The organism is Collinsella sp. TF09-1AT (assembly GCF_003436895.1).
GTDB lineage: Bacteria > Actinomycetota > Coriobacteriia > Coriobacteriales > Coriobacteriaceae > Collinsella.
In genome coordinates this window covers 200,243-223,387 of record NZ_QSRC01000004.1, presented here as the reverse complement: position 1 = coordinate 223,387, position 23,145 = coordinate 200,243, and the positions used below count along the sequence as shown (strand labels likewise).

The 23,145-nt window shown below is 60.3% G+C and carries 16 protein-coding genes and 2 tRNA genes; 7 read left to right on the top strand and 11 right to left on the bottom strand.

The genetic code is table 11. The annotated features are described in order from the left end of the window. Window positions 1–139 precede the first annotated feature (139 nt). A complete protein-coding gene (gene gltX / locus DXC90_RS05455; protein WP_117735086.1) occupies window positions 140–1,615 on the bottom strand; it encodes a glutamate--tRNA ligase in 1,476 nt (491 codons plus the stop codon). Between the two features lie 332 nt (window positions 1,616–1,947). Here gltX and metK point away from each other — a divergent pair, with 332 nt between their 5' ends. The 7 genes from metK to DXC90_RS05420 all read left to right on the top strand — a co-directional run bounded on the left by metK (window position 1,948) and on the right by DXC90_RS05420 (window position 12,233). Further along, window positions 1,948–3,228, top strand: coding sequence for a methionine adenosyltransferase (gene metK, locus DXC90_RS05450; protein WP_117735085.1), 1,281 nt, complete (start codon window positions 1,948–1,950; stop codon window positions 3,226–3,228). A gap of 344 nt (window positions 3,229–3,572) precedes the next feature. Further along, window positions 3,573–5,180 carry an L-serine ammonia-lyase, iron-sulfur-dependent, subunit alpha gene (gene sdaAA / locus DXC90_RS05445; protein ID WP_117735084.1) on the top strand — a complete coding sequence of 536 codons (1,608 nt, stop codon included), beginning with the start codon at window positions 3,573–3,575 and terminating at the stop codon, window positions 5,178–5,180. A 149-nt stretch (window positions 5,181–5,329) separates the two neighbouring features. Beyond that, the gene (locus tag DXC90_RS05440) at window positions 5,330–7,045 is read left to right on the top strand and encodes a L,D-transpeptidase (RefSeq protein WP_158550227.1); all 1,716 of its coding nucleotides are present in this window, start codon (window positions 5,330–5,332) and stop codon (window positions 7,043–7,045) included. Window positions 7,046–7,177: 132 nt separating this feature from the next. Then, the gene (locus tag DXC90_RS05435; RefSeq protein WP_158550226.1) at window positions 7,178–8,599 is read left to right on the top strand and encodes an efflux RND transporter periplasmic adaptor subunit; all 1,422 of its coding nucleotides are present in this window, start codon (window positions 7,178–7,180) and stop codon (window positions 8,597–8,599) included. Then, window positions 8,599–9,372 (top strand): ABC transporter ATP-binding protein, encoded by a 774-nt coding sequence (locus DXC90_RS05430; protein WP_117735081.1) that lies wholly within the window; start codon window positions 8,599–8,601, stop codon window positions 9,370–9,372. The genes DXC90_RS05435 and DXC90_RS05430 overlap by 1 nt, the downstream gene beginning before the upstream one ends. Beyond that, entirely contained in the window at window positions 9,369–10,583 is a 1,215-nt protein-coding gene (locus DXC90_RS05425) for an ABC transporter permease (protein WP_117735080.1), read from the top strand. The genes DXC90_RS05430 and DXC90_RS05425 overlap by 4 nt, the downstream gene beginning before the upstream one ends. A gap of 216 nt (window positions 10,584–10,799) precedes the next feature. After that, window positions 10,800–12,233: a radical SAM protein gene (locus DXC90_RS05420; protein ID WP_117735079.1), complete on the top strand. Its 1,434-nt coding sequence runs from the start codon at window positions 10,800–10,802 to the stop codon at window positions 12,231–12,233. A 56-nt stretch (window positions 12,234–12,289) separates the two neighbouring features. Here DXC90_RS05420 and DXC90_RS05415 read toward each other — a convergent pair whose 3' ends face one another. The 10 genes from DXC90_RS05415 to DXC90_RS05370 form a co-directional block, all read right to left on the bottom strand. Then, entirely contained in the window at window positions 12,290–12,901 is a 612-nt protein-coding gene (locus DXC90_RS05415; protein ID WP_117735078.1) for a TetR/AcrR family transcriptional regulator, read from the bottom strand. 116 nt (window positions 12,902–13,017) lie between these two features. Beyond that, entirely contained in the window at window positions 13,018–14,325 is a 1,308-nt protein-coding gene (locus tag DXC90_RS05410; RefSeq protein ID WP_117735077.1) for a lysylphosphatidylglycerol synthase transmembrane domain-containing protein, read from the bottom strand. Window positions 14,326–14,475: 150 nt separating this feature from the next. Then, a tRNA-Glu gene (locus DXC90_RS05405) sits at window positions 14,476–14,552 on the bottom strand. A gap of 22 nt (window positions 14,553–14,574) precedes the next feature. Then, a tRNA-Glu gene (locus DXC90_RS05400) sits at window positions 14,575–14,651 on the bottom strand. Between the two features lie 227 nt (window positions 14,652–14,878). Next, window positions 14,879–16,273: a CCA tRNA nucleotidyltransferase gene (locus DXC90_RS05395; RefSeq protein WP_117735076.1), complete on the bottom strand. Its 1,395-nt coding sequence runs from the start codon at window positions 16,271–16,273 to the stop codon at window positions 14,879–14,881. 198 nt (window positions 16,274–16,471) lie between these two features. After that, window positions 16,472–17,404 carry a 1-phosphofructokinase family hexose kinase gene (locus DXC90_RS05390; RefSeq protein ID WP_117735075.1) on the bottom strand — a complete coding sequence of 311 codons (933 nt, stop codon included), beginning with the start codon at window positions 17,402–17,404 and terminating at the stop codon, window positions 16,472–16,474. Window positions 17,405–17,593: 189 nt separating this feature from the next. After that, window positions 17,594–18,526, bottom strand: coding sequence for a 1-phosphofructokinase family hexose kinase (locus tag DXC90_RS05385; protein ID WP_117735074.1), 933 nt, complete (start codon window positions 18,524–18,526; stop codon window positions 17,594–17,596). A 74-nt stretch (window positions 18,527–18,600) separates the two neighbouring features. After that, window positions 18,601–20,304: a phosphoenolpyruvate--protein phosphotransferase gene (gene ptsP / locus DXC90_RS05380; protein WP_117735073.1), complete on the bottom strand. Its 1,704-nt coding sequence runs from the start codon at window positions 20,302–20,304 to the stop codon at window positions 18,601–18,603. Window positions 20,305–20,437: 133 nt separating this feature from the next. After that, window positions 20,438–20,701, bottom strand: a complete 264-nt coding sequence (locus DXC90_RS05375; RefSeq protein WP_022094575.1) for an HPr family phosphocarrier protein — start codon at window positions 20,699–20,701, stop codon at window positions 20,438–20,440. A gap of 421 nt (window positions 20,702–21,122) precedes the next feature. Continuing rightward, window positions 21,123–23,132, bottom strand: a complete 2,010-nt coding sequence (locus tag DXC90_RS05370) for a fructose-specific PTS transporter subunit EIIC (RefSeq protein ID WP_117735072.1) — start codon at window positions 23,130–23,132, stop codon at window positions 21,123–21,125. Window positions 23,133–23,145 lie beyond the last annotated feature (13 nt).

Genomic DNA, 23,145 nt, shown 5'->3' with positions numbered 1-23,145 from the left:
ACGAGTGTCGAGCGTGTTGCGTCGCTCGAACATGGGGCAAACACTACTGATTATTTTGTCCCAGCAACACGCTCATCGGTACAGAAACAAGAGCCCCGCTCGGGTGAACGGGGCTCGGATACATACGTGTGCGCAGCGATTACAGTGCCATCGTGCGGGCGCGGTCGATGCGCGCCAGGCAGTCGTCGCGGCCGACGAGCGCCATGGTCTCGCCCAACGGAGGGCTCACCATGTTGCCGCAAACGGCGACGCGCACGGTCTGGAACACCACGCGCTTCTTGAGGTCCATCTGCTCGGGCAGCGGCTCAAGCGCGGCGTCGATGTTGGCAGCCGTCCACTCGTCCACACCCTCGAGCGCGGCCTTGGCGGCATCCAGAATGGCACCCATGCCCTCCTTGGCCAGGCCCTTGTTGACGGATTTCTCGTCATACTCGAGCGTCTCGGCCGTGGCAAAGATGGGAGCGGCGACGGTCACGGTGTCGGCCGGCATCTTGGTGCGCGGCTTGACGATGGCAGCGAGCGCGTCGATCCAATCCTCGCCGTACTCGACATTACCCTCGATGAGACCTGCCTCGTGCAGCTCGGGGACCATGATCTCGTCGGCAAACTGAGCATCGGACATGCCATTGATGTACTCGGCGTTGACCCAATCGAGCTTCTTGGGGTCGAAGGTCGCCGGGTTCTTGGAGATGCGATCGAGCGAGAACTTGCTGGCCAGGACATCGCGCGGGATGATCGTGGTCTCGCCGTCGAGCGACCAGCCGAGCAGCGCCAGGTAGTTGACGAAGGCATCGGACAGGTAGCCGGCGTCGCGGTACTCCTCCACCGAGGTGGCGCCGTGGCGCTTGGAGAGCTTCTTGCCGTCGGCGCCCAGGATCATGGAGATGTGGGCGAACGTAGGCACGGGCGCGCCGAGGGCCTCGTAGACCATGACCTGGCGCGGGGTATTGGACAGATGGTCGTCGCCGCGAATGACGTGGGTGATCTTCATCATGGCGTCGTCGACGACGGTCGCAAAGTTATACGTAGGCGTGCCATCGGAGCGGAAGATGACAAAGTCGTCGAGCTCCTTGGCGTCGAAGGTCACCTCGCCGTGGACGGCGTCGTGGATACGGACGTCGCCGCGGTCCTCGGGTACCTTGATGCGCAGGACGTAGGACTCGCCGGCCTCGATGCGGCGACGGGCCTCCTCGGGATCAAGATCGCGGCAACGGCGCTGATAGCCCTGAAAGGGGTCCTTGCGCTCCTGCGCGGCCTTGCGATCGGCGTCGAGCTGCTCCTTGGTGCAGAAGCAGGGATAGGCCTTGCCCTCGTCCCAAAGCTTCTGGGCGGCCTGCTTGTACAGGTCCAGGCGCTCAGTCTGGGCGTAGGGGCCAAAGTCGCCGCCCACCTCGGGACCCTCGTCCCAGTCCAGGCCCAGCCAACGCATGGCGCGCAGGATGATCTGCGTATTCTCGTCGGTGGAGCGGGTGGGGTCGGTGTCGTCGATGCGCAGGATGAACGTGCCTCCGTTTGCGCGGGCAAAAGCCCAGTTATAAATAGCGGTGCGGGCGCCGCCGATGTGCAGCTTGCCCGTCGGTGAGGGTGCAAAGCGGACGCGAACGTCTGATGCCATGGAAATCTCCTCGATTGCAGGATGGATGTCGAACCGTACCAGTATAAAGCAACAATGCCCACCTCCGCACAAAGGGCACCGACCCAGTCATTGGGTAGCTAATTTGGGACGGGGCTTTTTTAGCCACCCTATGTCGAGGTAGGCCTCTGGCTCCGAAGACTCCGGATTGGGTAGCTAAAAAAGCCCCGTCCCAAATTAGCTACCCCCAAAGCGATGTATGACTAGGTGCGGAAAGGGTGTGAATGTTTGATTTACGCGCTATGATGTGCCCTTGCATAGAGAGCTCGGCGGAATGGTAACGGTCGCCGGGACACGTTTTTGAAGGGACTATCATGTCAGAAGAACTTCGTTCCATCCCACCCCAACACGGGTCCTTTGTTTTTACGTCGGAGTCGGTGACCGAAGGTCATCCCGATAAGATCGCTGACCAGATCAGCGACGCCGTCCTCGACGCAATCCTCGCCAAAGAAATAGAGCTCCAGGAACAGGGCTACATCGCCCCCAACGGCGTGCCTGCCAACGTGGAGAACGTCCGCTGCGCCTGCGAGACCCTCGTGACCACCGGCACCGTCATCGTCGCCGGCGAGATTCGCACCCAGGCCTACGTCGACGTACAGGAAATCGCCCGCGGCGTTATCCGCCGCATTGGCTACAACCGTGCCAAGTTCGGTTTTGACTGCGACACCTGCGGCGTTATGAGCCTCATCCACGAGCAGTCGCCCGATATCGCCCAGGGCGTCGACGAGTCCTTCGAGACCCAGACCGGCGCTACCACCGACCCGATCGACCTGATCGGCGCCGGCGACCAGGGCATGATGTTCGGTTATGCCTCCAACGAGACCAAGACCCTCATGCCCATGCCACACTACCTGGCAAGCCGCCTGGCCGAGCGCCTGGCCGCCGTGCGTCACGACGGCACCCTCGCCTATCTGCGTCCCGACGGCAAGACCCAGGTCACCGTGCGCTATGAGGACGGCAAGCCCGTGGAGGTCACGACCATCGTCATCTCCACGCAGCACGCCGCCGAGATCGAGGACATGGGCAAGATCAAGGCCGACCTCATCGAGCACGTCATCACCCCGGTCATGGCCGCCGAGAACATGCCGTGGGACAACGCGGACATCTACGTAAACCCCACCGGTCGCTTTGTCGTGGGCGGCCCCATGGGCGACACGGGGCTCACCGGCCGCAAGATCATCGTCGACACCTACGGCGGCTACGGTCGTCACGGCGGCGGTGCCTTTAGCGGCAAGGACTGCACCAAGGTCGACCGCTCCGCCGCGTATGCCGCGCGCTGGGTCGCCAAGAACGTGGTCGCCGCCGGTCTAGCCGACCGCTGCGAAGTCGAGCTTGCCTACGCCATCGGCGTTTCCAAGCCCCTCTCAATCATGGTCGACACCTTCGGTACCGCGCATGTTGCCGAGGACAAGATCGTCGAGGCCGTAGGGAAGATCTTCGACCTGCGCCCGGGCGCAATCATCCGCGACCTAGACCTGCGTCGCCCCATCTACGAAAAGACGGCAGCCTACGGTCACTTTGGCCGAGAAGACGCCGACTTCACCTGGGAGAAGACCGACCGTGTCGAAGAACTCAAAGCAGCCTGCGGCCTGTAAGCTAACCCGAAAAGCTACAGCAAATAACAACGCACCAAAAGAAGTACCGACTCCAACCGGTACTTCTTTTTTATTTAAACGGTGGTGAAGATAAGCCGACCTGGGACATGGAATAGGTCACATGCCGATAAATATTGCAGCAGAGCGACTCCAACCATGTATCCTAAGTTCCGAGGGCTTTAGTATTTGGTCGATCGCGAGTTCCGCACGAGCCGGAGGCCACTTAATGTGGCCTCCGTGCGAGCAGGACTGTCCGAGCAGGCGACCAAATACTAAAGCCCTCGGAACGGCGGGACAGTGCATGCCCCGCCCTCGGGACGATGGGACAAAACAAAGGAGCACCCATGGCAGGCAAGCCGCAAACACTAGCTACGACCTCCGCATTCGAGATCTTGGGCCCCGTCATGGTCGGCCCCAGCTCATCGCACACCGCCGGCGCCCTGCGCTGCGCCCAAGTTGCCGCCAGCCTGCTGGAAGGCCGCATCACCAAAGTCACCTTTGGCCTGTGGAACTCCTTCGCCCACACCTACCGCGGCCACGGCACCGATCGTGCGCTCGTCGCGGGCATCCTGGGCCTCGACACCGATGACGAGAACATCAAGCAGGCCTTCGACCTCGCACGCGAGCAGGGCCTCGAATATAACTTTGACATCAAGGGCGATGACGCCTCCATCCACCCCAACACCGTCGACATCGACATGGTCGACGACACGGGCGCTACGGCACAGGTCCGCGGCGAGAGCCTGGGCGGTGGCAAGATGCGCATCAGCCGCATTAACGGCGTCGGCGTTGACATCTCGGGTATGTACTCCACGCTCTTCGTGGCGCACCAGGATGTTCCCGGCGTGCTCGCCGCGCTCACGAACCTGCTCGCCTACGCCCACGTGAACATCGCCTTCTGCCGCACCTACCGCACCGAGGTGGGCGGCCAGGCCTACTCCGTCTTTGAGACCGACGGCGCGCCCGACGACACCGTCGTCCCTATGCTGCGCAAGCTCGACAATGTCGATTACGCGACCTTTATCGAGCTCCCAGGTTCTGCCTCGTCGCTCTCCCCCGGCGTCTCAGCAAAGGAAATCTTCGACGACGGCGAGCAGCTGCTCGATGCGTGCGAGGAACTGGGACTCAGCATCGGCGCCGTCATGGCCGTGCGCGAGGCGCGTCTGACCGGCGAGGCCCACGCCGTCGCCGCCATGCGCCGCGTGCTCGACGTCATGCGCGAGGAGACCACGGCCCCCATCGTCAATCCGCAGCGCTCGCTCGGCGGGCTTATCGGCGGCGAGGCCAAGCTTGTCGATGCCACCGGCCGCAACGACCTTGGCTCAAACTTAATGGGCCCCGTCCAGACCGATGCCGTGGCCCGCGCCATGGCCGTCCTGGAGCGCTCCGCCACCATGGGTGTGATCGTCGCTGCCCCCACGGCAGGCTCCGCAGGCGTCGTGCCCGGCTGCGTGCTGGCGCTCGCCGATCACCTTCAGCTCGACGACGAGCAGGTGATGGACGCGCTCTACTGCGCAGCTGCCATCGGCCTCAACCTCACCACGGGCGCCTGCGTCGCCGGCGCCGAGGGCGGATGCCAGGCCGAGGTGGGAAGCGCCGCCGCCATGGCTGCCGCCGCGCTGGTGCAGATGCTCGGCGGCACGCCCGAGCAAGCGCTCGACGCCAGCTCCATCGCGCTGAGTAACCTGCTGGGCCTCGTTTGTGACCCCGTCGGAGGCCTGGTCGAGGTGCCCTGCCAAAACCGCAATGCCATCGGCGTGGCAGCGGCCTTTAGCTCGGCACAACTCGCCCTCGCCGGCATTAAGAGCCTGGTGCCGTTTGACCAGATGGCACATGTCATGCTCTCGGTGGGCCACGCGTTGCCGGCCACGCTGCGCGAGACGGCAAAGGGCGGCATCGCGCAGGCTCCGGCCGCGCTTTCGGCCTGTGCAAAATGCGGTGTGTGCGGGTAGTGACCAAGAACGACTCGATAGTGGGACAACTGTCCCACCTCTTTTGAATGCCACCGTTTCCGTACCACAAACAACTAGGTAATAGCTATAATGCAAGCCCAGTAAAAACACGATGAGCCGCAAGGCGAAATTCGAAGGATATGCATACGATGTCGCAAAACGATCGAACTCAACTGATTCCCGATCCGCAGCAGCCGAGCAGGCACACCGGTGGCGTTCAGTCGCCGCGTCCTATCGCGCCGAGTCACGGTCAGCAGCGTGGTGCGGCAAACGCTCCCCAACGCCCGAACCATCAACGTCAGCAGCGCCAGGCAAACGGCAATGCGCCCAAGCAGCCCCCCGCGCACGGTCGAGGCGATCGCGGCCCCGCGCGCAAACCCGCCGAGAACAATAAGTCGGGCAAAAAGACGACGCTCTTTGTCGTCCTTGGTCTTATCGTCATTGTCTATATCGTAGGCGTCGTAGCGTTCTCCCAGCTAGCCTACCCCAATACCACCATCGCCGGCGTCGACGTCTCGTTCTCCAACGCTTCGTCTGCCGCCACCAAGGTCAACTCGGCATGGAAGCACTATAAGCTCACCGTGACAGGCGATGACTTTAGCTGGACATATCAGCCCGAGTCCGATGAGCCCATCGTCGACGGCGAAGCAGCCGCAAAAGAGATTATCAGCCACAACGAAGCCTTTGTATGGCCGGTCCGCCTTGCGGAATCCTTAAGCGGAAGGATCAAAACAACCGCTACCTCCAACGAAGTCGATCTTGATCAAGACGTCGACCTGTCCATGCTCTCCGACACTTTTGACCAAAAGAAGTTTGAGGAGGATCTGGGCGCCGCCATCGACGAGTTTAACGAGGGGCGTTCGGGCACGTTCGAGGCCAATAGCTCCTATGACGAGCAGGCCGGCAAGTTTACCGTCGAGAAGGCGCGCTCCAACGAAAAACTCGACCGCGAGCATGTCATTAAGTATGCCGAGCTCGAGCTTGCCTCGCTGTCCGAGACCGTAGACCTTTCCAAGCTCGGCAGCGATGCCTACGAGCCGCTCAATGGAACGCTTACCGATGATCAGATTCAGGCCGCATGCGATGCCGCCAACAACTTCCTGGGCGTCAACGTGACCCTCAAGCTCAACGGCGAGGATGCCGGCAAGGTTGATGGCAGCTCCGTATTGCAGTGGATCAGCTTTGCCGATCCGGCCAACCCCACACTCGATACGTCACAGATCAGCAGCTGGGCAACCGAGCTCGCCAACGGCTTTAACACCGTGGGCTCCACTCGCTGGTGGACGCGCGCCGATGGCAAGCAATGTGCCGTTGAAGGCGGCGACTTTGGTTGGTCCATCGACAGCGGCTCGCTCGCCAAGCAGGTCGAGGACGCCATTAACAACAAGCAGACCGGCGAAATCGAGATCAAGTACTCCCAGAAGGCCGACACCTTTACCGCAAAGGGAGAGCCCGACTGGAAGGCATACGTCGATGTCGATCTGTCCGAGCAGCACGCGCGCTACTACGACGAGAGCGGCAATATCGTGTGGGAGGCCAACTTTATCTCAGGAAAACCGGGTGAGGACGCCACTCCCGAAGGCGTCTGGCAGATCAACAGCAACGACGGCGCGAGCACGCTGATTGGCGCCAAGGACCCCGAGACGGGCAAGCCCAAATACGAGAGCCCGGTGAGCTACTGGATGCCGTTTGAGGGCAACATGATCGGCTTCCACGATGCCACCTGGCAAAACGACAAGAGCTTCGATAACGCCGAGTCGTACAAGTGGTGCGGCAGCCACGGTTGCATCAACCTGCGCCTGGCCGACGCCAAGGCACTTCACGACTGCATCAAAGTCGGCCTGTGCGTGGTTGTCCATTCGTAGTGCAACGCGCGCATTCATACAGCGTGGAACCGCTGCGACCAATCTAACAGTTCCGAAAGAAACCGTCCTATGCGCCCGCCCCAACCGGTGGGCGCATATACTTATCGAGGTTCTTTCTATAAAGGAGACGCTATGCCGAATGTCCCCACGATCACCCCGGGCCCGGATAATACCGAGCACACGCCCGAAGGTATCACCGAAACGCTTCCTCTGATCACAGACGTACATGCCGACAAGGAGAGCGGACGCACGAACGACACGGCCGAGATTTCCGATGAAGAGGCATATGCCAAGCTCAAGGCAAAACGTGCCGAACGTCGACGCAAAAAGCTGATTCGACGCGGCATTGCCGCCGGCATCGTGGGTGTCATCGCGCTCATTGCCATTGTCGCAACCCTGGTTATCAATGCGCAGCCACAGGGCGATAGCGGGCCTGCGACCGACATGGTGACCGAGGGCACGTTTAGCACAACGGTCGAAGCGAAAGGCCAGCTCAAACCCATTTCGTCCTCAGTGGTCTCCCCTTCTGTCGACGGCACGGTCGATTCGATAAACGTGCAGGCAGGCCAATCCGTCAACGAGGGCGACGTGCTTATGACCATTAAAAACGACGAGCTCGATCGCAACGTTGCCGAGGCGCAGCGCGCAGTTGCAGCAGCTCAGGAAGACCTCGCCAACGCGCAGAAAGCCGCAACTGCCGCGCAGGCCACCCCAACGACGGACGTCGACGAAGCTTCCGCAGCGGCTGGCATCTCCGCCGCATCAGCGGACACGAACGCCGTATCGGCCGCGCAGCGCAGCCTCGCATCGGCCCAGGCAAACCTCGATCAGGCGAACGCCAAGGCCGCCAGCCGTACGATCACGGCCCCGAGCTCGGGCAGCATCGTGGAGCTCAACGCCAAGGTGGGCGCCACGGTAACAGGCGGCATGATCATGGGCGAAAGCGATACGAGCGGCGGCAAGCAGTGCATGCAGATCGCCGACCTATCTAAGATGAAGGTGACCGTGCAGGTGGGCGAAAAGGACATCGCCAAGATCGCCGTTGGGCAGAGCGCCAACGTCACGTATCCAGCGTTTCCCGATATCGTGAGCCAGGGCACCGTCACGGCTATCGCCTCGGTGGCAAACTCCGACTTCTCCTCCGGGAGCGGCGGCAGCGTGACCTTTAACGTCGACATCCTCATCGAAGCACCCGACAGTCGCCTTAAGCCGGGTATGACTGCCGAGGTCTCGGTAGTGACCGAGAAGCTCGACGACGTGGTGATGGTGCCGACCATGGCGCTGATGACCGAAGATGACGAGCACTATTACGTCAACGTTGCTACCGATAGCGAGGGCAAGCAAACCCGTCGCGTGAAGGTGACCGTCGTGACGCAAAACGACAACGAGGCCGTAGTCGGTAAGACGCAGGTCAAGCGCGACGACCAGGGCAACGAGATCAACCCTGGCGTGCCGGTTACCAAGCTGCGCGATGGCGACACCATCGTGACGGATACCGGCACAGGCATGACGGCAGGCGGCGGCGACAACATGCCTGTCGACGAGGGCATGTAATGCGTCCCGTCATCGACATTCGCAACGCGCATCGCATCTTTGAGAGCGAGGCGGGTTGCGCCCATATCTTGCACAACGTGCGCCTGGCAGTAGATCCCGGCGAGTTCGTCACCATCACCGGCCCCTCGGGCTCGGGCAAGTCAACGCTCATGAACATCCTGGGCTGCCTGGACAAACCGACGGCAGGCGATTATTACCTGCAGGGCCTCAACGTGGCCGAGCTCGATGATGACGAGCTCACCGAAGTCCGCGCCCTGAGCATCGGCTTTGTCTTTCAGAGCTTCAACCTGCTGCCGCGCCTGTCGGTTATCGAAAACGTCATGCTGCCGCTGGCATACACTAACGTGCCCCGTAGCCAGCGAGAAATGCGCGCCGTGCACGCGCTGCAGGCCGTCACGCTGCCCGTCGACCACTGGGACCACCGCATATCCGAGCTCTCGGGCGGCCAGATGCAGCGTGTCGCCATCGCACGCGCCCTCGTCAACGATCCGCCCATCATTTTGGCTGACGAGCCGACGGGAAACCTGGACTCCGCCACGGGAGCGCTCGTCATGGAAACCTTCCGCAAGCTCCAGGAGCGCGGCAAAACCATCGTGCTTATCACACACGACCCCGGCATCGCCGCCGAGGCCGACCGCGCCGTGACCATCCGCGACGGTCGCATTCACGACGGCGCGTATATTCCGCATGCACCGCGGACCCTGCGCAGCGCCGTAGATAGCCTGCCCATGATTTCCGCCTCCGCCAACCCGTCGAAAGGAGTGATGGCATGAGCGCCCGCGATCTCATCCAGGAAGCCCTTCACTCGCTCGAGGCCAACAAGGGGCGCAGCCTGCTCACCATCCTGGGCATTGTCATCGGCATCGCCTCGGTCATTGCCATGACTTCGCTCATCGGCGGCATCCAAAACAGCTTGGTAAACAGCCTGGGCCTCAACGCAGCTCGCATGGTTCAGATCTATTCGTCCCAAGAACTCTCTGATTCTGACGTCCAGAAGCTTCAAAAACTGGTGCCGCAGATAGAACAGATCGGCATTGTCAACAGCGCGTACACCGAGTACAAGACCGGCGATAAAAGCTATACCGTCATGGCACAGGGTGTCGATAGCGACATGCTCGACGCCGTGGGTGCCAGTAAGCTCGTTGCGGGGCGCACCTACACCGATGTCGAGTCAAAGGCAGGCTCGCGCGTGGCGCTCATCAGCCGCGGCGGCGCCGATCAGCTTTACGGCAACGAACGAGATGCGCTGGGAAAAACCATCAAGGTGTCCAACGGCGAGGTGCAGATTGTAGGCGTGATTGATGGCGGCAGCGACTCCATGGGCTCGCTCACTTTGTATATGCCACGTGAAACCATCTCCGGCCTATTTGGCAACGAGAATCTTTCATTCCCCAGCGTGACGGCACTTGCCGCCGAGGGCACGGACATGGATGAGCTCTGCAAGACCATCGAGTCCAAGGTGCGCGCGATGAAGGGCATCGCGGAGGATGATGAGTACGACAGTGTATCGGCGACCTCCATGAAAGGAGCCATCGATGCACTCAACTCCTTTATGGGCGCATTTTCGCTCATCATGGGTGCTGTCGCCAGTATTTCGCTGCTTGTCGGCGGTATCGGCATTATGAACATGATGCTCACCAACGTGACTGAGCGCATCCGCGAGATCGGTATTCGCCGTGCCTTGGGCGCCAGTCGCCGCGATATCACCGCGCAGTTTTTGGCCGAGTCCTCGGCGCTGTGCGTCACCGGTGGCCTGCTGGGTGTCCTGATTGGCTATCTGCTGGCCTGGGGCCTCGCGATGTTTGCCGCAGGATCAGGGGTTCTCAGCGAGCTCGGTGCCAGCGGGCAAATCACACCGAGCTTTTCAATCGCCACGGTGCTGCTGGCCTTCGGCGTCTCCGTCGGCATCGGCGTAATCTTTGGCTTCTACCCCGCTCGCCGTGCGGCAAAGCTCGACCCCGTCGAGTGTCTACGCTACCAGTAAGCCACCACCCTTACGCTGCGGTGAAATAGTGACTGTTTATGCGTCTAAAAGCGCATATTAGACACTATTTCACCGTAACTTAGAAGGTGTCGGGGCATGACACTTCGCCCCAAATCAAATTGATTCGTTGAATAGACACATTACGGATTCTTTAGACGCATTTAATTCCACATATGGGTATTATCTCACACGAAGTACACGTGAAAGGATATACCCATGTCGCTTACACAGTCAGCGGAGCGCGCAGCACTCAACAAACTCATCGATTATCTCGACGACAACCCGCAGGAAAACATCGACAAAATCATGGACCTCGTGAACAAGCTGGTCCCCGACCGCGTGTTTCCCGCGCAGCGCGAGGCGTTCACCAACGTCATCAAGAGCCGCGGCAATTGGTATGACCTGATCATGCGCGTTTTCACCCTCAATCCCAAGATGCGCGCCAAGTTGCTCAAGACGCTTATTGTCGACGGCAACCTGCTCGCTTGGCCGCAACAGGAGAAGAGCCGCGAAAAGTACCAGTGCAATATTCCGTGGGCCATCTTGCTCGATCCCACGAGCGCCTGCAACCTGCACTGCACGGGCTGCTGGGCAGCCGAGTACGGCTATAAGCAGAACCTCTCGTTTGAAGACATCGACTCCATCATCACGCAGGGCAAAGCGCTCGGCACGCATATCTACATCTACACCGGCGGCGAGCCGCTCGTTCGCAAGCGCGACCTCATCAGGATCTGCGAAAAGCACCAAGATTGCGTGTTCCTTTGCTTCACCAACTCCACCCTGATCGACGAGGCGTTTTGCGATGACATGATCCGCGTGGCAAACTTTGTCCCTGCCATCAGCGCCGAGGGCAACGAGCACACCACCGATGCCCGCCGCGGCGAGGGCACCTACGTCAAGATCGAGCATGCCATGAAGCTCCTGCGCGAGCGCAATCTGCCCTTTGGAATATCGACCTGCTGGACGAGCGCCAACGCCGATACCGTCGCCACCGAGGAAAACATGGATTGGATGATCCGCGAGGGAGCGCTCTTCTGCTGGTACTTCCACTTTATGCCTGTCGGGCGCAACGCCACCTCAGAGCTCATGCCCACGCCCGAACAGCGTGAGCACATGTATCGTTTTATACGCGAGATGCGCGAGAAAAAGCCGCTCTTTACGCTCGACTTCCAAAATGACGGTGAGTTCGTGGGCGGCTGCATCGCCGGTGGTCGCCGCTACCTGCACATCAATGCAGCGGGCGACGTGGAGCCCTGCGTGTTCATCCACTATTCCAACGCCAACATCCACGATGTGAGCCTGCTCGATGCGCTGCGCTCTCCCCTCTTTATGAAATACTACGAGGGCCAGCCGTTCAACGACAACTATCTCAAGCCCTGCCCCATGCTCGAGAACCCCGACGTGCTGCCCAAGATGGTGGCCGAGACCGGTGCCAAGAGCACCGACCTGGTCGAGAAGGAATCGCCCGAGCAACTGCGCGAAAAGACCCGCGCCGCAGCCGAGGCCTGGGCGCCCGTGGCAGAACGCATTTGGAACGATCCCGACGATCCGCTCTACATCAAACGCCATGAGGACGAGACGCAGGGCATGGCCGACAGCGACATGCATAAGTTTGAACAGCAGGGCCGCAAGCTCAAGAGCAACTGCTAGCGCTTGATAACGGAGCAGGCAGCAAAGACGCGGGCGCCTCGGGAGGGGCGCCCGTGCTAGGACAAACGGGTCTCCAAGCTCGAAAGACCGTTCAGAGTCAGGTCGTTGGCAACCTCCGAGACGCGCTCGATGGGAACCGAGCCGTCAGACAGCGCCCACGTGCGATAGATACCGATGATACCCGATAGCAAAAACGCCAGATAGTAGTCGAACATCTCGTCCTTGAGACCTTGGGGCAGCAGATCGCGATCAGCAATCTCGTGCTCGAGCGGCACACGAAGACGAGCCATAAAATCATCGAGCGGAATATTCTCGATCAGCTGACGATTGAGCACCAGGTTGTTGCATAGCGCCTCGTTAACGGTTTTAAAGAAGGTCGCCGCCGCGCCCAGGGCGCGCTCGTTGGCGTCGCCGTTCATGGAAGCAAGCGTTTTCTCGACCGAGTCGACAATCATCTCCACCACATCGACGGCAATGGCATCGAGCAGGCCGTCAACCGTACCAAAGTGAACGTAAAAGGTCTTGCGGTCGACATTGGCCTCGCGCGCGATGGCACTCACCGTAATGTCTGCCAGCGGCTTTTCCATGAGCAGGCGCTCGAAAGCGGAAAGGATGGCAGTGCGGCTGCGAACGATGCGGCGATCAATACGCGATTTGCTGGTGGCCATGGGCGTGTCCCTTCGATATACGGGCACTCATCAACAGATGAGAGATAATCTACGTAAGAGGATTATCCCCCATACAGCACAAATATGCCCCGCATCATGAAGAACGCACGACTGCCCTACTGCGACTTAGGATGCTTCTTCTTATTGAGTGCCGACGGAGATACGCGAATACCGTCGCCTGTCTGACGCACATAGGCTTTATGAGCCGGCTTAGCGGTCCCAGAAGCCTTCTGAGCGTGCTTCTTGGGATCAACGGTAACAGCATTCGTGGGGTGCGGCTTAGTGGGCGCAGAGGGCGTCTGAGGCGTGCGGCCGAGTTTGCACATCACGCGATCCCAGCGCGCATGGATGCTCTCGTTGTGGGCGCTCTTAAGGCCCAGCAGGGGCGCAGCCAAAATGGTCGGCGCAATAAACGTAATGAGGCGCCACAGCAGATAGCCGGCGGTCGAAGCCGATCCAAAAAAATGACCCAGGAAAAGCGCGAAGCCACCCTCGGCACCGCCGGTGCCACCGGGCAGGGGAACAGCAGAGCTGAGGAGCTGAACAAAGGCGCTCGCGGCCATGACCGAGAAAAAGTCGACCTCGTGGTGGCCAAAGGCAAGCATCAGAAAATACGGCACCAGATAGAAAAACGCGAGCTGCAGCATGGTGATAAACACGGTGAGCAGCATGGACGAAAAATGGCCAGCCGAAAGCTTGAACTTCTCGGAGAACGAATAGACCTCGCCATCGACAAACGTGCGCCATCCCTCGATCTTAGTGGACGAGACACCTATGCGCTCGAGCCAATTAATGATGCAATGGGCGACGCGCGTGACGGTCTTAGGCATGAGCGCGACGGCAAAGATACCTAGCAAGATGCAGCAGTGTCCGCCAAAGCTAAAGACGCACAGCAGTGTCATGTCGCCATAGCGCTCGGCGAAAAACGGCATGCGAGCAAGTAGCAGGATAGCACCCCAGGCAACAAGGCCAAACTGATACACGATAAAACGCGTGAACTGCGTGGCGCCGGCCTCGCCGACATTTTGGCCCGCTTTGGTCAGGCGGTAAATCTGGGCAGGAGTCGAGCCCATCATCATGGGCGTCAGGTTACCAAAAAAGATGCCGCTCGCCTCGACAGAGATCAGGTCGCGAATGCCGACGGGTGAATTGGGGTCGAGCCAGACGGCGATCGCATAGGCCACAATGCCAAAGAACAGATACATGAACATGCATAGACACGCGACAACGAGCCAGGGCGCCTGGACGCTCGACATAGCAGCCCAGAACTGCCCCATCTGCCCGGTTACCACCAGATAGAGGATATAACCCACCAGCACAACGCCGATAAAGATGGCGCCGCGGCGTGCGCTCTTATTGTCATCGCCGCCCGAGGCCTCAACCTCGACCAGGGGCTTGGACGTATGCTGAGAGGACTCCGTCATGAGACTCCTTCTAACAGTCAAAATAACTTGGTTATTGTACCCGTAAGGGCCATAAGCAGAACGTAAAGCTCTTGTTCAAACGGGAATTGCAGACGGTTGTTTGATAATAAAAAACCCGGCCTTCCGTGGGAAGTCCGGGTATCAGATGCGTGGTAGCCCGTACCAGATTCGAACTGGTGATCTCCGCCTTGAGAGGGCGGCGTCCTAAACCGCTAGACGAACGGGCCATAAATCTCGGCAGAAAAGAAATGGTAGCCCGTACCAGATTCGAACTGGTGATCTCCGCCTTGAGAGGGCGGCGTCCTAAACCGCTAGACGAACGGGCCACATGACATCTGCACTGCCGTGCTGCGAGGAAATATATTACGGGACAAAAAACGCGAGCGCAAGAAAAAATTACAAATTGCCGAAAATTTGTCGGCAGGTTATGGAACGCGCAGGTCAGCAAGGTAGTTAATTTGGGACGGGGCTTTTTTAGCTGCCCTAGCCGTCAATCGACCGAACCGCCGGTGCTGCCAGCAGGGGTAGCTAAAAAAGCCCCGTCCCAATTTAACTACCCTAGGTTGAGATGGACCAAAAGAGCTTCGCGGTCGTTGGGGATGTTGTCCTCGATCAGGGCGTCGAGCGCTGCGTTGAGAAGCTGACCTAGCTCGGGCCCCGGCTTCACACCGGCGCGGATCAGATCGCCGCCGTTGATGGCGAGCATCTTGAGCGTATAGGGCTCCCCTGCCTCCAGTAGCTCGTGCGCCAGCGCGCGCATCTCCTCGATGGTCTCGACGTAATAGAAGCACGACGGGGCCTTGCCGAGCGTATCGGCACGCTTGAGATCCATGAGCTCGTCCATCAGGCGGGCGGTGTCGACGCCCTCGCCCGAAAGCAAGCGCATCATATTGAGCAGACAGGAACGCTCGGGGCGCAACGGTTTATCGTGATACTTGATGAGCAGACACACGTCACGGATCAGGTCATGCGAAAGCGCCAGGCGATCCATAATGACGCGCGCCTTCTTGGCCCCGAGCTCGGGATGACCGTAAAAGTGGCCGCTGCCCGCATGGTCGACCGTAAAACACTCGGGCTTGGAAACGTCGTGCAAAAACGCCGCCCACATCAGGCTCGACGAGGGCGCGACGCCGTCACACAGCGCCAGCTCCCCTGCCACCGTCAGCACGCGGGCAATATGCTCGTAAACGTTAAAGGCATGGTAGACGCTGCGCTGATCAAACCCGCGACCCGCTGCCAACTCGGGCACGGCGGCGCAAACAAGCTCGGGGTAGCGCAGCATGGCGTCTCCCCCGTGGCCGGTCGAAAGGATGCCCTCGAGCTCAATGCCCACACGCTCGCGCGTCACGGCATCGAGCAGCGGCGCGCACTCGGCAAGGGCACGCTTAGTCTCGGGCTCAATCACAAAGTCCAGGCGGCAGGCAAAACGCACCGCACGCAGCATGCGCAGGGCATCCTCGTTAAAGCGACGCTTGGGATCGCCGACGGCACGGATCAGCTTTCGCTCCAAATCACCCTGGCCGTCGTAGCGGTCGACAAGCCCGCGCTCGGGATGCCAGGCCATGGCGTTGACGGTAAAGTCGCGGCGCGCCAGATCGTCCTCAAGCGACGCCGCACGCTCCACGCTTTGCGGATGGCGGCCATCGGTGTAAAAGCCGTCCAGGCGGTACGTAGTGACCTCGATGCGCTCGCCATCACTAATGGCGGTGATGCCGCCAAATTTAATGCCCGATTCAACCACCGCAATGCCGGCAGCCTCGAGTGCTGCCTTGGACTCCTGCCACAGGCCGCTGCAGCACATATCAACATCGTGGCTGGGGCATCCCATAAGGGCATCACGTACCCAACCGCCTACGTACCAAGCCTCAAGACCAGCTGACTCGAGCGCGCGTAGGACGCGCAGGGAGGCGGCTGACGGCTGCGTAGCGTTAAGCGAAACTGTGCACATTCCTGTGGCCTCCTGCAATTGCGAGTGTATTGATTGTTGGTTCTCAAGAAGTCTAGCAAGAAACAGAAGAAGGCGCACACACGAACCCACTTCGCGCACGATTGAGCCCCAAGGGCTCGACAGCAATCTTAAAAAAACACCCGTCTCGAAAAGCCGAGACGGGTGATCGACAAGCAAAGAATGTAACCGTGTGCCGCGCTAGCAAACCTGACGGATGGCAATACCCTTCTTGTACTCCTCCACCTTGGCAAAGTCACCCAGACCCGGGCACTCGACCACGTTGGCGCCGGTTGCCATCGACAGGCGCAGGGCGTCCTCGACGCGCTCGGGGGCGTCGTGCCACACGGACAGGAAAGCGGCCAGGGAGGAGTCGCCCGCGCAGACGGTCGACAGCAGCTTAACCTCAAAAGTACGGTTGGCAAACCAGATGTGCTCGCCGTTGGAGAAGTACGCGCCGTTGCCGCCGAGCGTCAGCAGCACGTTCTTAGCGCCCTTGGCGTGCAGCTCGGCCATGGCACCCTTGACGGACTCATCGTCGCCGCCGCTTACCTTAATGCCAAAGATATCGAGCAGCTCGTCGTCATTAGGCTTAATCAGCAGAGGCTCCATGGCAATGAGGTCTGCCAGCTGATGGCTCGAGATATCGAGCACGAACTCGGCACCCTTGGCCTTGACGCGGCGAAGCACCTCGGACAGGAAACCCTCGGAAGTGTTGGGGGGCAGTGAGCCGCTAATGACCAGGCAGGTCATGTCGTCGAGCGAATCGATGAGCTCGAACATCTCCTGCTCGTTGGCCTCGTTGATGGCGGCACCGGCGTTGACCATGTTGTACTCGGTATCGGGGCCCGCGTTGAGGAACACGTTGACGCGCGTGATGCCATCGGTCCACACGGGCTTGACGGGTACGCCCAGGGCCTCGGCGCCCTTGACGATAAACTCGCCAGAAAAGCCGGCGAAGAAGCCCAGGATCGTGGTGTCGACGCCGTAGTGATCGAGGGTGAACGAGACGTTGAGACCCTTGCCGTTGGGCGTGTAAACGGCGTTGCGGGTACGCGTGACGGTGTTGGCGTCAAGACCGTCACAGGCGATATTGTAGTCGATGGCGGGATTTGCAGTGAGCGTGTAAATCATGAATGTTCCTTTCACAAGGCAACGTGTTAATGAAAGTATATTCCACACATCGGAAAAAGGCTAGGACAACTCGGTAAACGGTGTGAAAGCGATGAAGTACGGCAGAACATGTCTCCCCCATGGGCGAACAAAAAAGGCGCCCCGGGCGAAACCGGGGCGCCGCATGCGCACGAATATGTCGCGTTTCGATTACTGACGATCGAGCTTGCGGACAGCAATGCGCTTGCTGTACTCGTCGACGTGACCAAAGTCGCCAATGCCGACGGACTCGGCAACGTTGGCACCGGTGGCCATAGCGAGCTTCATGGCCTCCTCGACGTTGTCGCGGTTCTTGTACCACTTGTGCAGGAACGCAGCGAGGGTGCAGTCGCCGGCGCAGACGGAAGAGACCAACTTGATGTTGAACTCACGCTTCGCGTACCAGATGTCCTCGCCGTTAGAGAAGTAGGCGTCGCCGCGGCTACCACGGGTGAGCAGCACGTTCTGAACGCCGGCCTCGTGAGCCAGCTTCATGGCAATGCGGACCTCGTCGTCGGTATCGACCGGCACACCGAAGATAGCCTTCATCTCGTGATGGTTCGGCTTGATGAGCAGCGGCTTCTTGTGAGCGAGCTCCTTGAGCTTGTCGGAGGACAGGTCCAGGACGACGTCGGCGCCACGAGCCTGAGCGTGCTCCATGACCTGAGCCAGGAAGTCGGGCGTGGCTTTGGGAGGCACGGAGCCGGAGACGATCAGGCACTCAAGATCGCCCGCGGTGTCCAGGATGTTGTAGAGCTCCTCCTGGTGCTGCGGCGTAATCGGAGCGCCGGGGTTCAGGATGCCGTACTCGTGCTGGCCATCGTTGACGTAGGTGTTGATGCGCGTGATACCGTCGGTCCAGACCGGGCGGCACAGGCAACCGAGGTTCATGACCTCCTCGACGATAAACTTGCCGGTGAAGCCAGCGAAGAAGCCGAGCGCGACGGTGTCGACCCCCATCTTCTTGAAGGCGAAGGACACGTCGAGGCCCTTGCCGTTGGCCGTGTAGCTGGCCGAACCGGTGCGGACGTTCTCATCGGGCTCAAGCGGAGAGCTCGAAACCGTCATGTCGACAGCCGGGTTAGCAGTTAGCGTGTAGAACATTTACAGTACCCCCTGTATACGTGAGGGCCGCGTGGCCGGCCCATTCCAGCCACGCGGTTACCTCTGATACCAAATTAGCGAGCCGCGGACTCGAGCAGCGCCTTGACCTCGGCGGCGGTGTTGCAGGCGAGCGCCTTCTCGGCGAGCTCGTCGCACTCGGCCCTGGTCCACTGGCTGATGGTCTTGCGGGCGCGCAGGATCGACGGAGCGCTCATCGAGAACTCCTCCAGGCCCCAGCTGATCAACAGCGGCTCAAGCAGCGGATCGGCAGCGGCCTCGCCGCACATGCCGACCATGATGCCTGCCTTCACGCCGCTCTCGATGATGTTCTTGAGAGAGCGGAGCACGGCGGGATAGTACACCTGGTACAGGTTGGAGATGGTGTCGTTGCCACGGTCGGCGCACATGGTGTAGCCAATCAGGTCGTTGGTGCCGATGGAGAAGAAGTCGGCGACCTCGGCCAGGCGGTCAGCGAGCAGCGAGGCGGCAGGCGTCTCGACCATAATGCCGACCTCGATGTTCTCGTTGAACTTGCGGCCCTCTTCGGTCAGCTCAGCCTTGCACTGCTCGACGAGCTCCTTAACGGCCACGACTTCCTCGACGCAGGTGACGAGCGGGATCATGATCTTGACGTCGCCAAAGGCGCTGGCGCGCAGCAGGGCGCGGAGCTGCACCTTGTACTGGTCGGGGTTGGCCAGGCAGTAACGCACGGCGCGGAAGCCCATGAAGGGGTTCTCTTCCTTGACCATGTGCAGGTACGGAATCTCCTTGTCGCCACCCACATCGAGCGTGCGGATGATGACCGGAGCGCCCTTAAGCGCACTGGCGACCTTGCGGTAGGCGTTGAACTGCTCCTCCTCGGAAGGAAGCTCGGCGGAGTCCATGAACAGGAACTCGGAGCGGAACAGGCCGATAGCCTCGGCGTCGTGATCGAGCGCGTTGGGCACGTCATCGGGGTTGCCGATGTTGCAGGCGATGATCTTCTTGATGCCATCGGCAGTCACAGAAGGCTTGCCGCGGAAGGACTCGAGGGCTGCCTTCTCGGCAGCGAAGGCCTCGGCCTTGGCGGTGTAGGCGGCAAGCGTCTCCTCGTCGGGATCGGCCTCGACAACACCCTTGCCACCGTCGACGACGACGGTCATGCCGTTGCGCAGTGCGGTGCAGCTGTTGGAAACCGAAAGGACGGCTGGAATCTCGAGGGCACGTGCGATGATCGCGGAGTGCGACGTACGGCCACCGGTCTCGGTGACGATACCGGCAACGTGAGCCTTGTCGATCGTGGCGGTCATGGACGGCGTGAGGTCGTGCACGACAACGACGGTGTTCTCGGGCAGGACGGAGAGGTCGACGACCTCCTTGCCCAGCAGCTCGGCCAGAATACCGGTGCGGATGTCGGCGATGTCGGCCGCGCGCAGACGGAACATCTCATCGTCCATGGACAGGAACATGTTCTCGAACATGGTCGAGGTGTCCATGAGCGCCTGCTCGGCGCAGGTGCCGCCATCAATGGCGGCGTTGATGGCGTCGGTCATGCCCGGGTCCTGAGCCAGGACAATGTGTCCGCTCATGATCTCGGCCTCGGCCTCGCCCACCGTCTCCTTCATGTGGTCGGCCTGAGCCTGGGTCTTATCGCAGAAGACCGAAAGAGCGGTCTGATAGCGCTCCTTCTCTGCTGCCGAATCAGCAACCTCGTGCGGCTCAAACGTCAAGTCGGGATCGACGGCGACCATGACGGTGCCGATACCGATGCCCTCAGAAGCGTTGACTCCCTGATACATTCCCATTCCTCTCTCCGTGTCATGTGATAAAGCGTTTTGCCATATCCATGACAAAAGAGCGCAGCTACCTTAAAACAGGTCACTGCGCCCCTAAACATGAACTTAGTTGTTCAACATGCGACCCGTTTGAGTTCTACTCGCCAAGACCGCTCTTGATGAGCTCGATGGCAGCAGCCAGAGCCTCGGCCTCATCAGCGCCGTCGCACTTGACCTCAACCTCGGTGCCGCAGGGGATACCAGCAGCCATGAGGGCCATCGGGGACTTGCCGTTGACCTCCTTCTCGGGGGTGACGACTGTCACGTCACAGGCGTACTTGCCCATGGTGGAGGCGAACAGACCAGCCGGACGCATGTGCAGACCCTGAGGATTAACGAGGGTAGCCTTCTCAGAAACCATAGTTGACTCCTTTTTTGTGTTTAACCCCTGTCATGCATGTGGCAGGAGTCAGATTCACGACGTTGTTTATATTAACTCACATCAAACGGTTTTTCATTGTGTTTCAGACGAATTATTGGACAGATGTGTTTGTCGTCCGCTTGCTCGCCGGGCGGGGCGGTTAAGTTTGCTGCTCTACAGTCCTGCGCAAGACGGAAAGCACATTAAGTGCTTTCCTTTGCGTGCGGAACTCGCGACAAACTTAATCGCCCCGCCCAGCGAGCAAGCTGCGGAAACTCGGTCGGTCCAGAGCAATGTCGGCTGAAAGGAATTCTGGCTGATGGGATAAACCGGTGTGTTCTCTGTTTCCGAAAAAGGCGGAGGCCCTGGAGAGGGTCTCCGCCTTTATTACAGGGGGCGATGTAATTCGCGAACTGTGGGATTAGACCAGGCGGGCGTTGATCGTCTTTGCGATCTCGGCAGCGTCGGTGGAACCCTTGACGGTGGCACGGAAGTCCTCGTCCATGAGCGCCTCGGCGACCTTGGACAGGATCTTGAGGTGCGTGGTGCCAGCCTGGGCACCCGGGATGAGCAGAGCGATGGCCACGTTGACGGGAGCGCCGTCCATGGTGTCCCAACCGGTCACGCCAGACTCGTCCTTGACGACGATGACGGCAGCCTCGGTAATGGCGTCGGACTTGGCATGCGGAATGGCGAAGCCCTCCATCATGCCCGTGGTGCCCTCGGCCTCGCGAGCCAGGAAGGCGTTCATCACGGCGTCGGCGTCACTGGCGATACCGGCCTTGACAGCCTGGTTGGAAACGAAGCTCAGAGCCTCGTCACGAGAAGTGAAGTCCTCGGCGACAAAAACGTTCTCGACCTTCACGAAGTCGGCAGCCTCGGCCTTGGGGGCCTCGACAGCAGCGGGCTTGGGAGCCTCGACCGACTTAGAGGGAGCAGCAGGAGCGGCCTTCTGATTCTTCTCGAAGTCGTGCTTCTTGAAGGCCACGAACAGGATGCCACCGACCACGGCGCCGATGAGGATCGCGAGGACCCACAGCGGACCGTTCTCGACAACGGGCAGGACCAGGAAGCCACCGTGAGGCGCCGGATCGTGAACGTTGAACATAATGGTCAGGATCGAAGCGATAGAGGAACCGAGCATCATGATGGGCATGACGGGCCAGATGTTCTTGGTCATGAACGGAATGGCGCCCTCGGTGATGTGGGTGCAACCAAGGATGAGGTTGACGATACCGGCGTCATGATCCTCCTGGCTGAAGTACTTCTTGCCGACAACGACGGCGAAGGTGGTGATCAGCGGCGGAACGATGCAAGCGGCGGAGACGGCGGCCATGAAGTTGGTACCGAAGTTGTAGGTGTCGGTGCCAACACCGGCGGCCAGGGCCTCGGTGAGCATAGCGGTACCGGTGACATAAGCAGCCTTGTTGACCGGGCCGCCCATGTCAAAGGCGCACATGCAGCCGATAGCAAGACCCAGAACAACGGCGCCAGAGGCGGACAGACCCTTGAGGAAGTCCATCATGGCGGTGTTGATGGCAGCCATGGGGCCGGAAATGCCGAGCATGACCAGGCCGACGATAGCCGTCGAGAACAGCGGGTACAAAAAGATTGCCTTGAGGCCGTCCAGGTTCTTGGGCAGACCGGCAAAGACCTTCTCGAGCAGTAGGATGACATAACCGGCGAGGAAGCCACCGACGATGCCGCCGAGGAAGCCGAACCCCACGCCGGCGCCACCGGCGTCGATCATGCCGGTCTCGGCGTTAACAGGCAGGCCCTGGATGGCGATCATACCGGCAACAAAACCGGGGACGAGAGCCGGGCGCTTGCCGATGGATTCGGCGATATAGGCGGAAAGCACGGGAACCATGAGGTTCATGGCAATGCCGCCGATGATCTTGAGCATAGCGGCGAAGCTGTTGTAGTCGGCAGCCGTCGAATCGAAGGACGTGATGCCCCACAGGAACGAAACGGCGGTCAGGACACCACCGGCGACGACGAAGACCAGCATATGGCTGACGCCGTTCATAAGGTGCTTGTAGATGACGTGGCCGATGGACTCCTTCTCCTCGACCTCGTCCTCGACATCGGCAGCGGCTTCAACCGTGCTGTCGCCCTTGGCGGCGAGCGCGCGGTCAATCAGCTTACCGGCGGCCTCAACGGACAGGGCCTTGGATACACCAACGGAAACCATGGGCTTGCCGGCAAAACGCTCGGCCTGGACATCCTTGTCAGCTGCGACGACGACGGCCTTGGCGCCAGCGATCTCGCTCTTAGTGAGCTCGTTCTCGACACCGACCTGGCCATGAGTCTCGACCTTAATGGTCAGACCGCGCTCGGCAGCTGCCTTCTCCAGCGCCTCCTTCGCCATGAAGGTGTGCGCAATGCCGGTCGGGCAACCGGTCGCGGCAATGATGTCAAACTTAGCCATGTGTCCCTCCTTT

What these genes read in the sequence shown, in the direction of transcription:
- DXC90_RS05395 (WP_117735076.1), bottom strand. Translation starts at nt 16,273, where the DNA reads ATGTGCACAGTTTCGCTTAACGCTACGCAGCCGTCAGCCGCCTCCCTG.
- DXC90_RS05440 (WP_158550227.1), top strand. Translation starts at nt 5,330, where the DNA reads ATGTCGCAAAACGATCGAACTCAACTGATTCCCGATCCGCAGCAGCCG.
- DXC90_RS05435 (WP_158550226.1), top strand. Translation starts at nt 7,178, where the DNA reads ATGCCGAATGTCCCCACGATCACCCCGGGCCCGGATAATACCGAGCAC.
- DXC90_RS05430 (WP_117735081.1), top strand. Translation starts at nt 8,599, where the DNA reads ATGCGTCCCGTCATCGACATTCGCAACGCGCATCGCATCTTTGAGAGC.
- ptsP (WP_117735073.1), bottom strand. Translation starts at nt 20,304, where the DNA reads ATGTATCAGGGAGTCAACGCTTCTGAGGGCATCGGTATCGGCACCGTC.
- DXC90_RS05375 (WP_022094575.1), bottom strand. Translation starts at nt 20,701, where the DNA reads ATGGTTTCTGAGAAGGCTACCCTCGTTAATCCTCAGGGTCTGCACATG.
- gltX (WP_117735086.1), bottom strand. Translation starts at nt 1,615, where the DNA reads ATGGCATCAGACGTTCGCGTCCGCTTTGCACCCTCACCGACGGGCAAG.
- DXC90_RS05420 (WP_117735079.1), top strand. Translation starts at nt 10,800, where the DNA reads ATGTCGCTTACACAGTCAGCGGAGCGCGCAGCACTCAACAAACTCATC.
- DXC90_RS05425 (WP_117735080.1), top strand. Translation starts at nt 9,369, where the DNA reads ATGAGCGCCCGCGATCTCATCCAGGAAGCCCTTCACTCGCTCGAGGCC.
- DXC90_RS05390 (WP_117735075.1), bottom strand. Translation starts at nt 17,404, where the DNA reads ATGATTTACACGCTCACTGCAAATCCCGCCATCGACTACAATATCGCC.
- metK (WP_117735085.1), top strand. Translation starts at nt 1,948, where the DNA reads ATGTCAGAAGAACTTCGTTCCATCCCACCCCAACACGGGTCCTTTGTT.
- DXC90_RS05410 (WP_117735077.1), bottom strand. Translation starts at nt 14,325, where the DNA reads ATGACGGAGTCCTCTCAGCATACGTCCAAGCCCCTGGTCGAGGTTGAG.
- DXC90_RS05370 (WP_117735072.1), bottom strand. Translation starts at nt 23,132, where the DNA reads ATGGCTAAGTTTGACATCATTGCCGCGACCGGTTGCCCGACCGGCATT.
- DXC90_RS05385 (WP_117735074.1), bottom strand. Translation starts at nt 18,526, where the DNA reads ATGTTCTACACGCTAACTGCTAACCCGGCTGTCGACATGACGGTTTCG.
- DXC90_RS05415 (WP_117735078.1), bottom strand. Translation starts at nt 12,901, where the DNA reads ATGGCCACCAGCAAATCGCGTATTGATCGCCGCATCGTTCGCAGCCGC.
- sdaAA (WP_117735084.1), top strand. Translation starts at nt 3,573, where the DNA reads ATGGCAGGCAAGCCGCAAACACTAGCTACGACCTCCGCATTCGAGATC.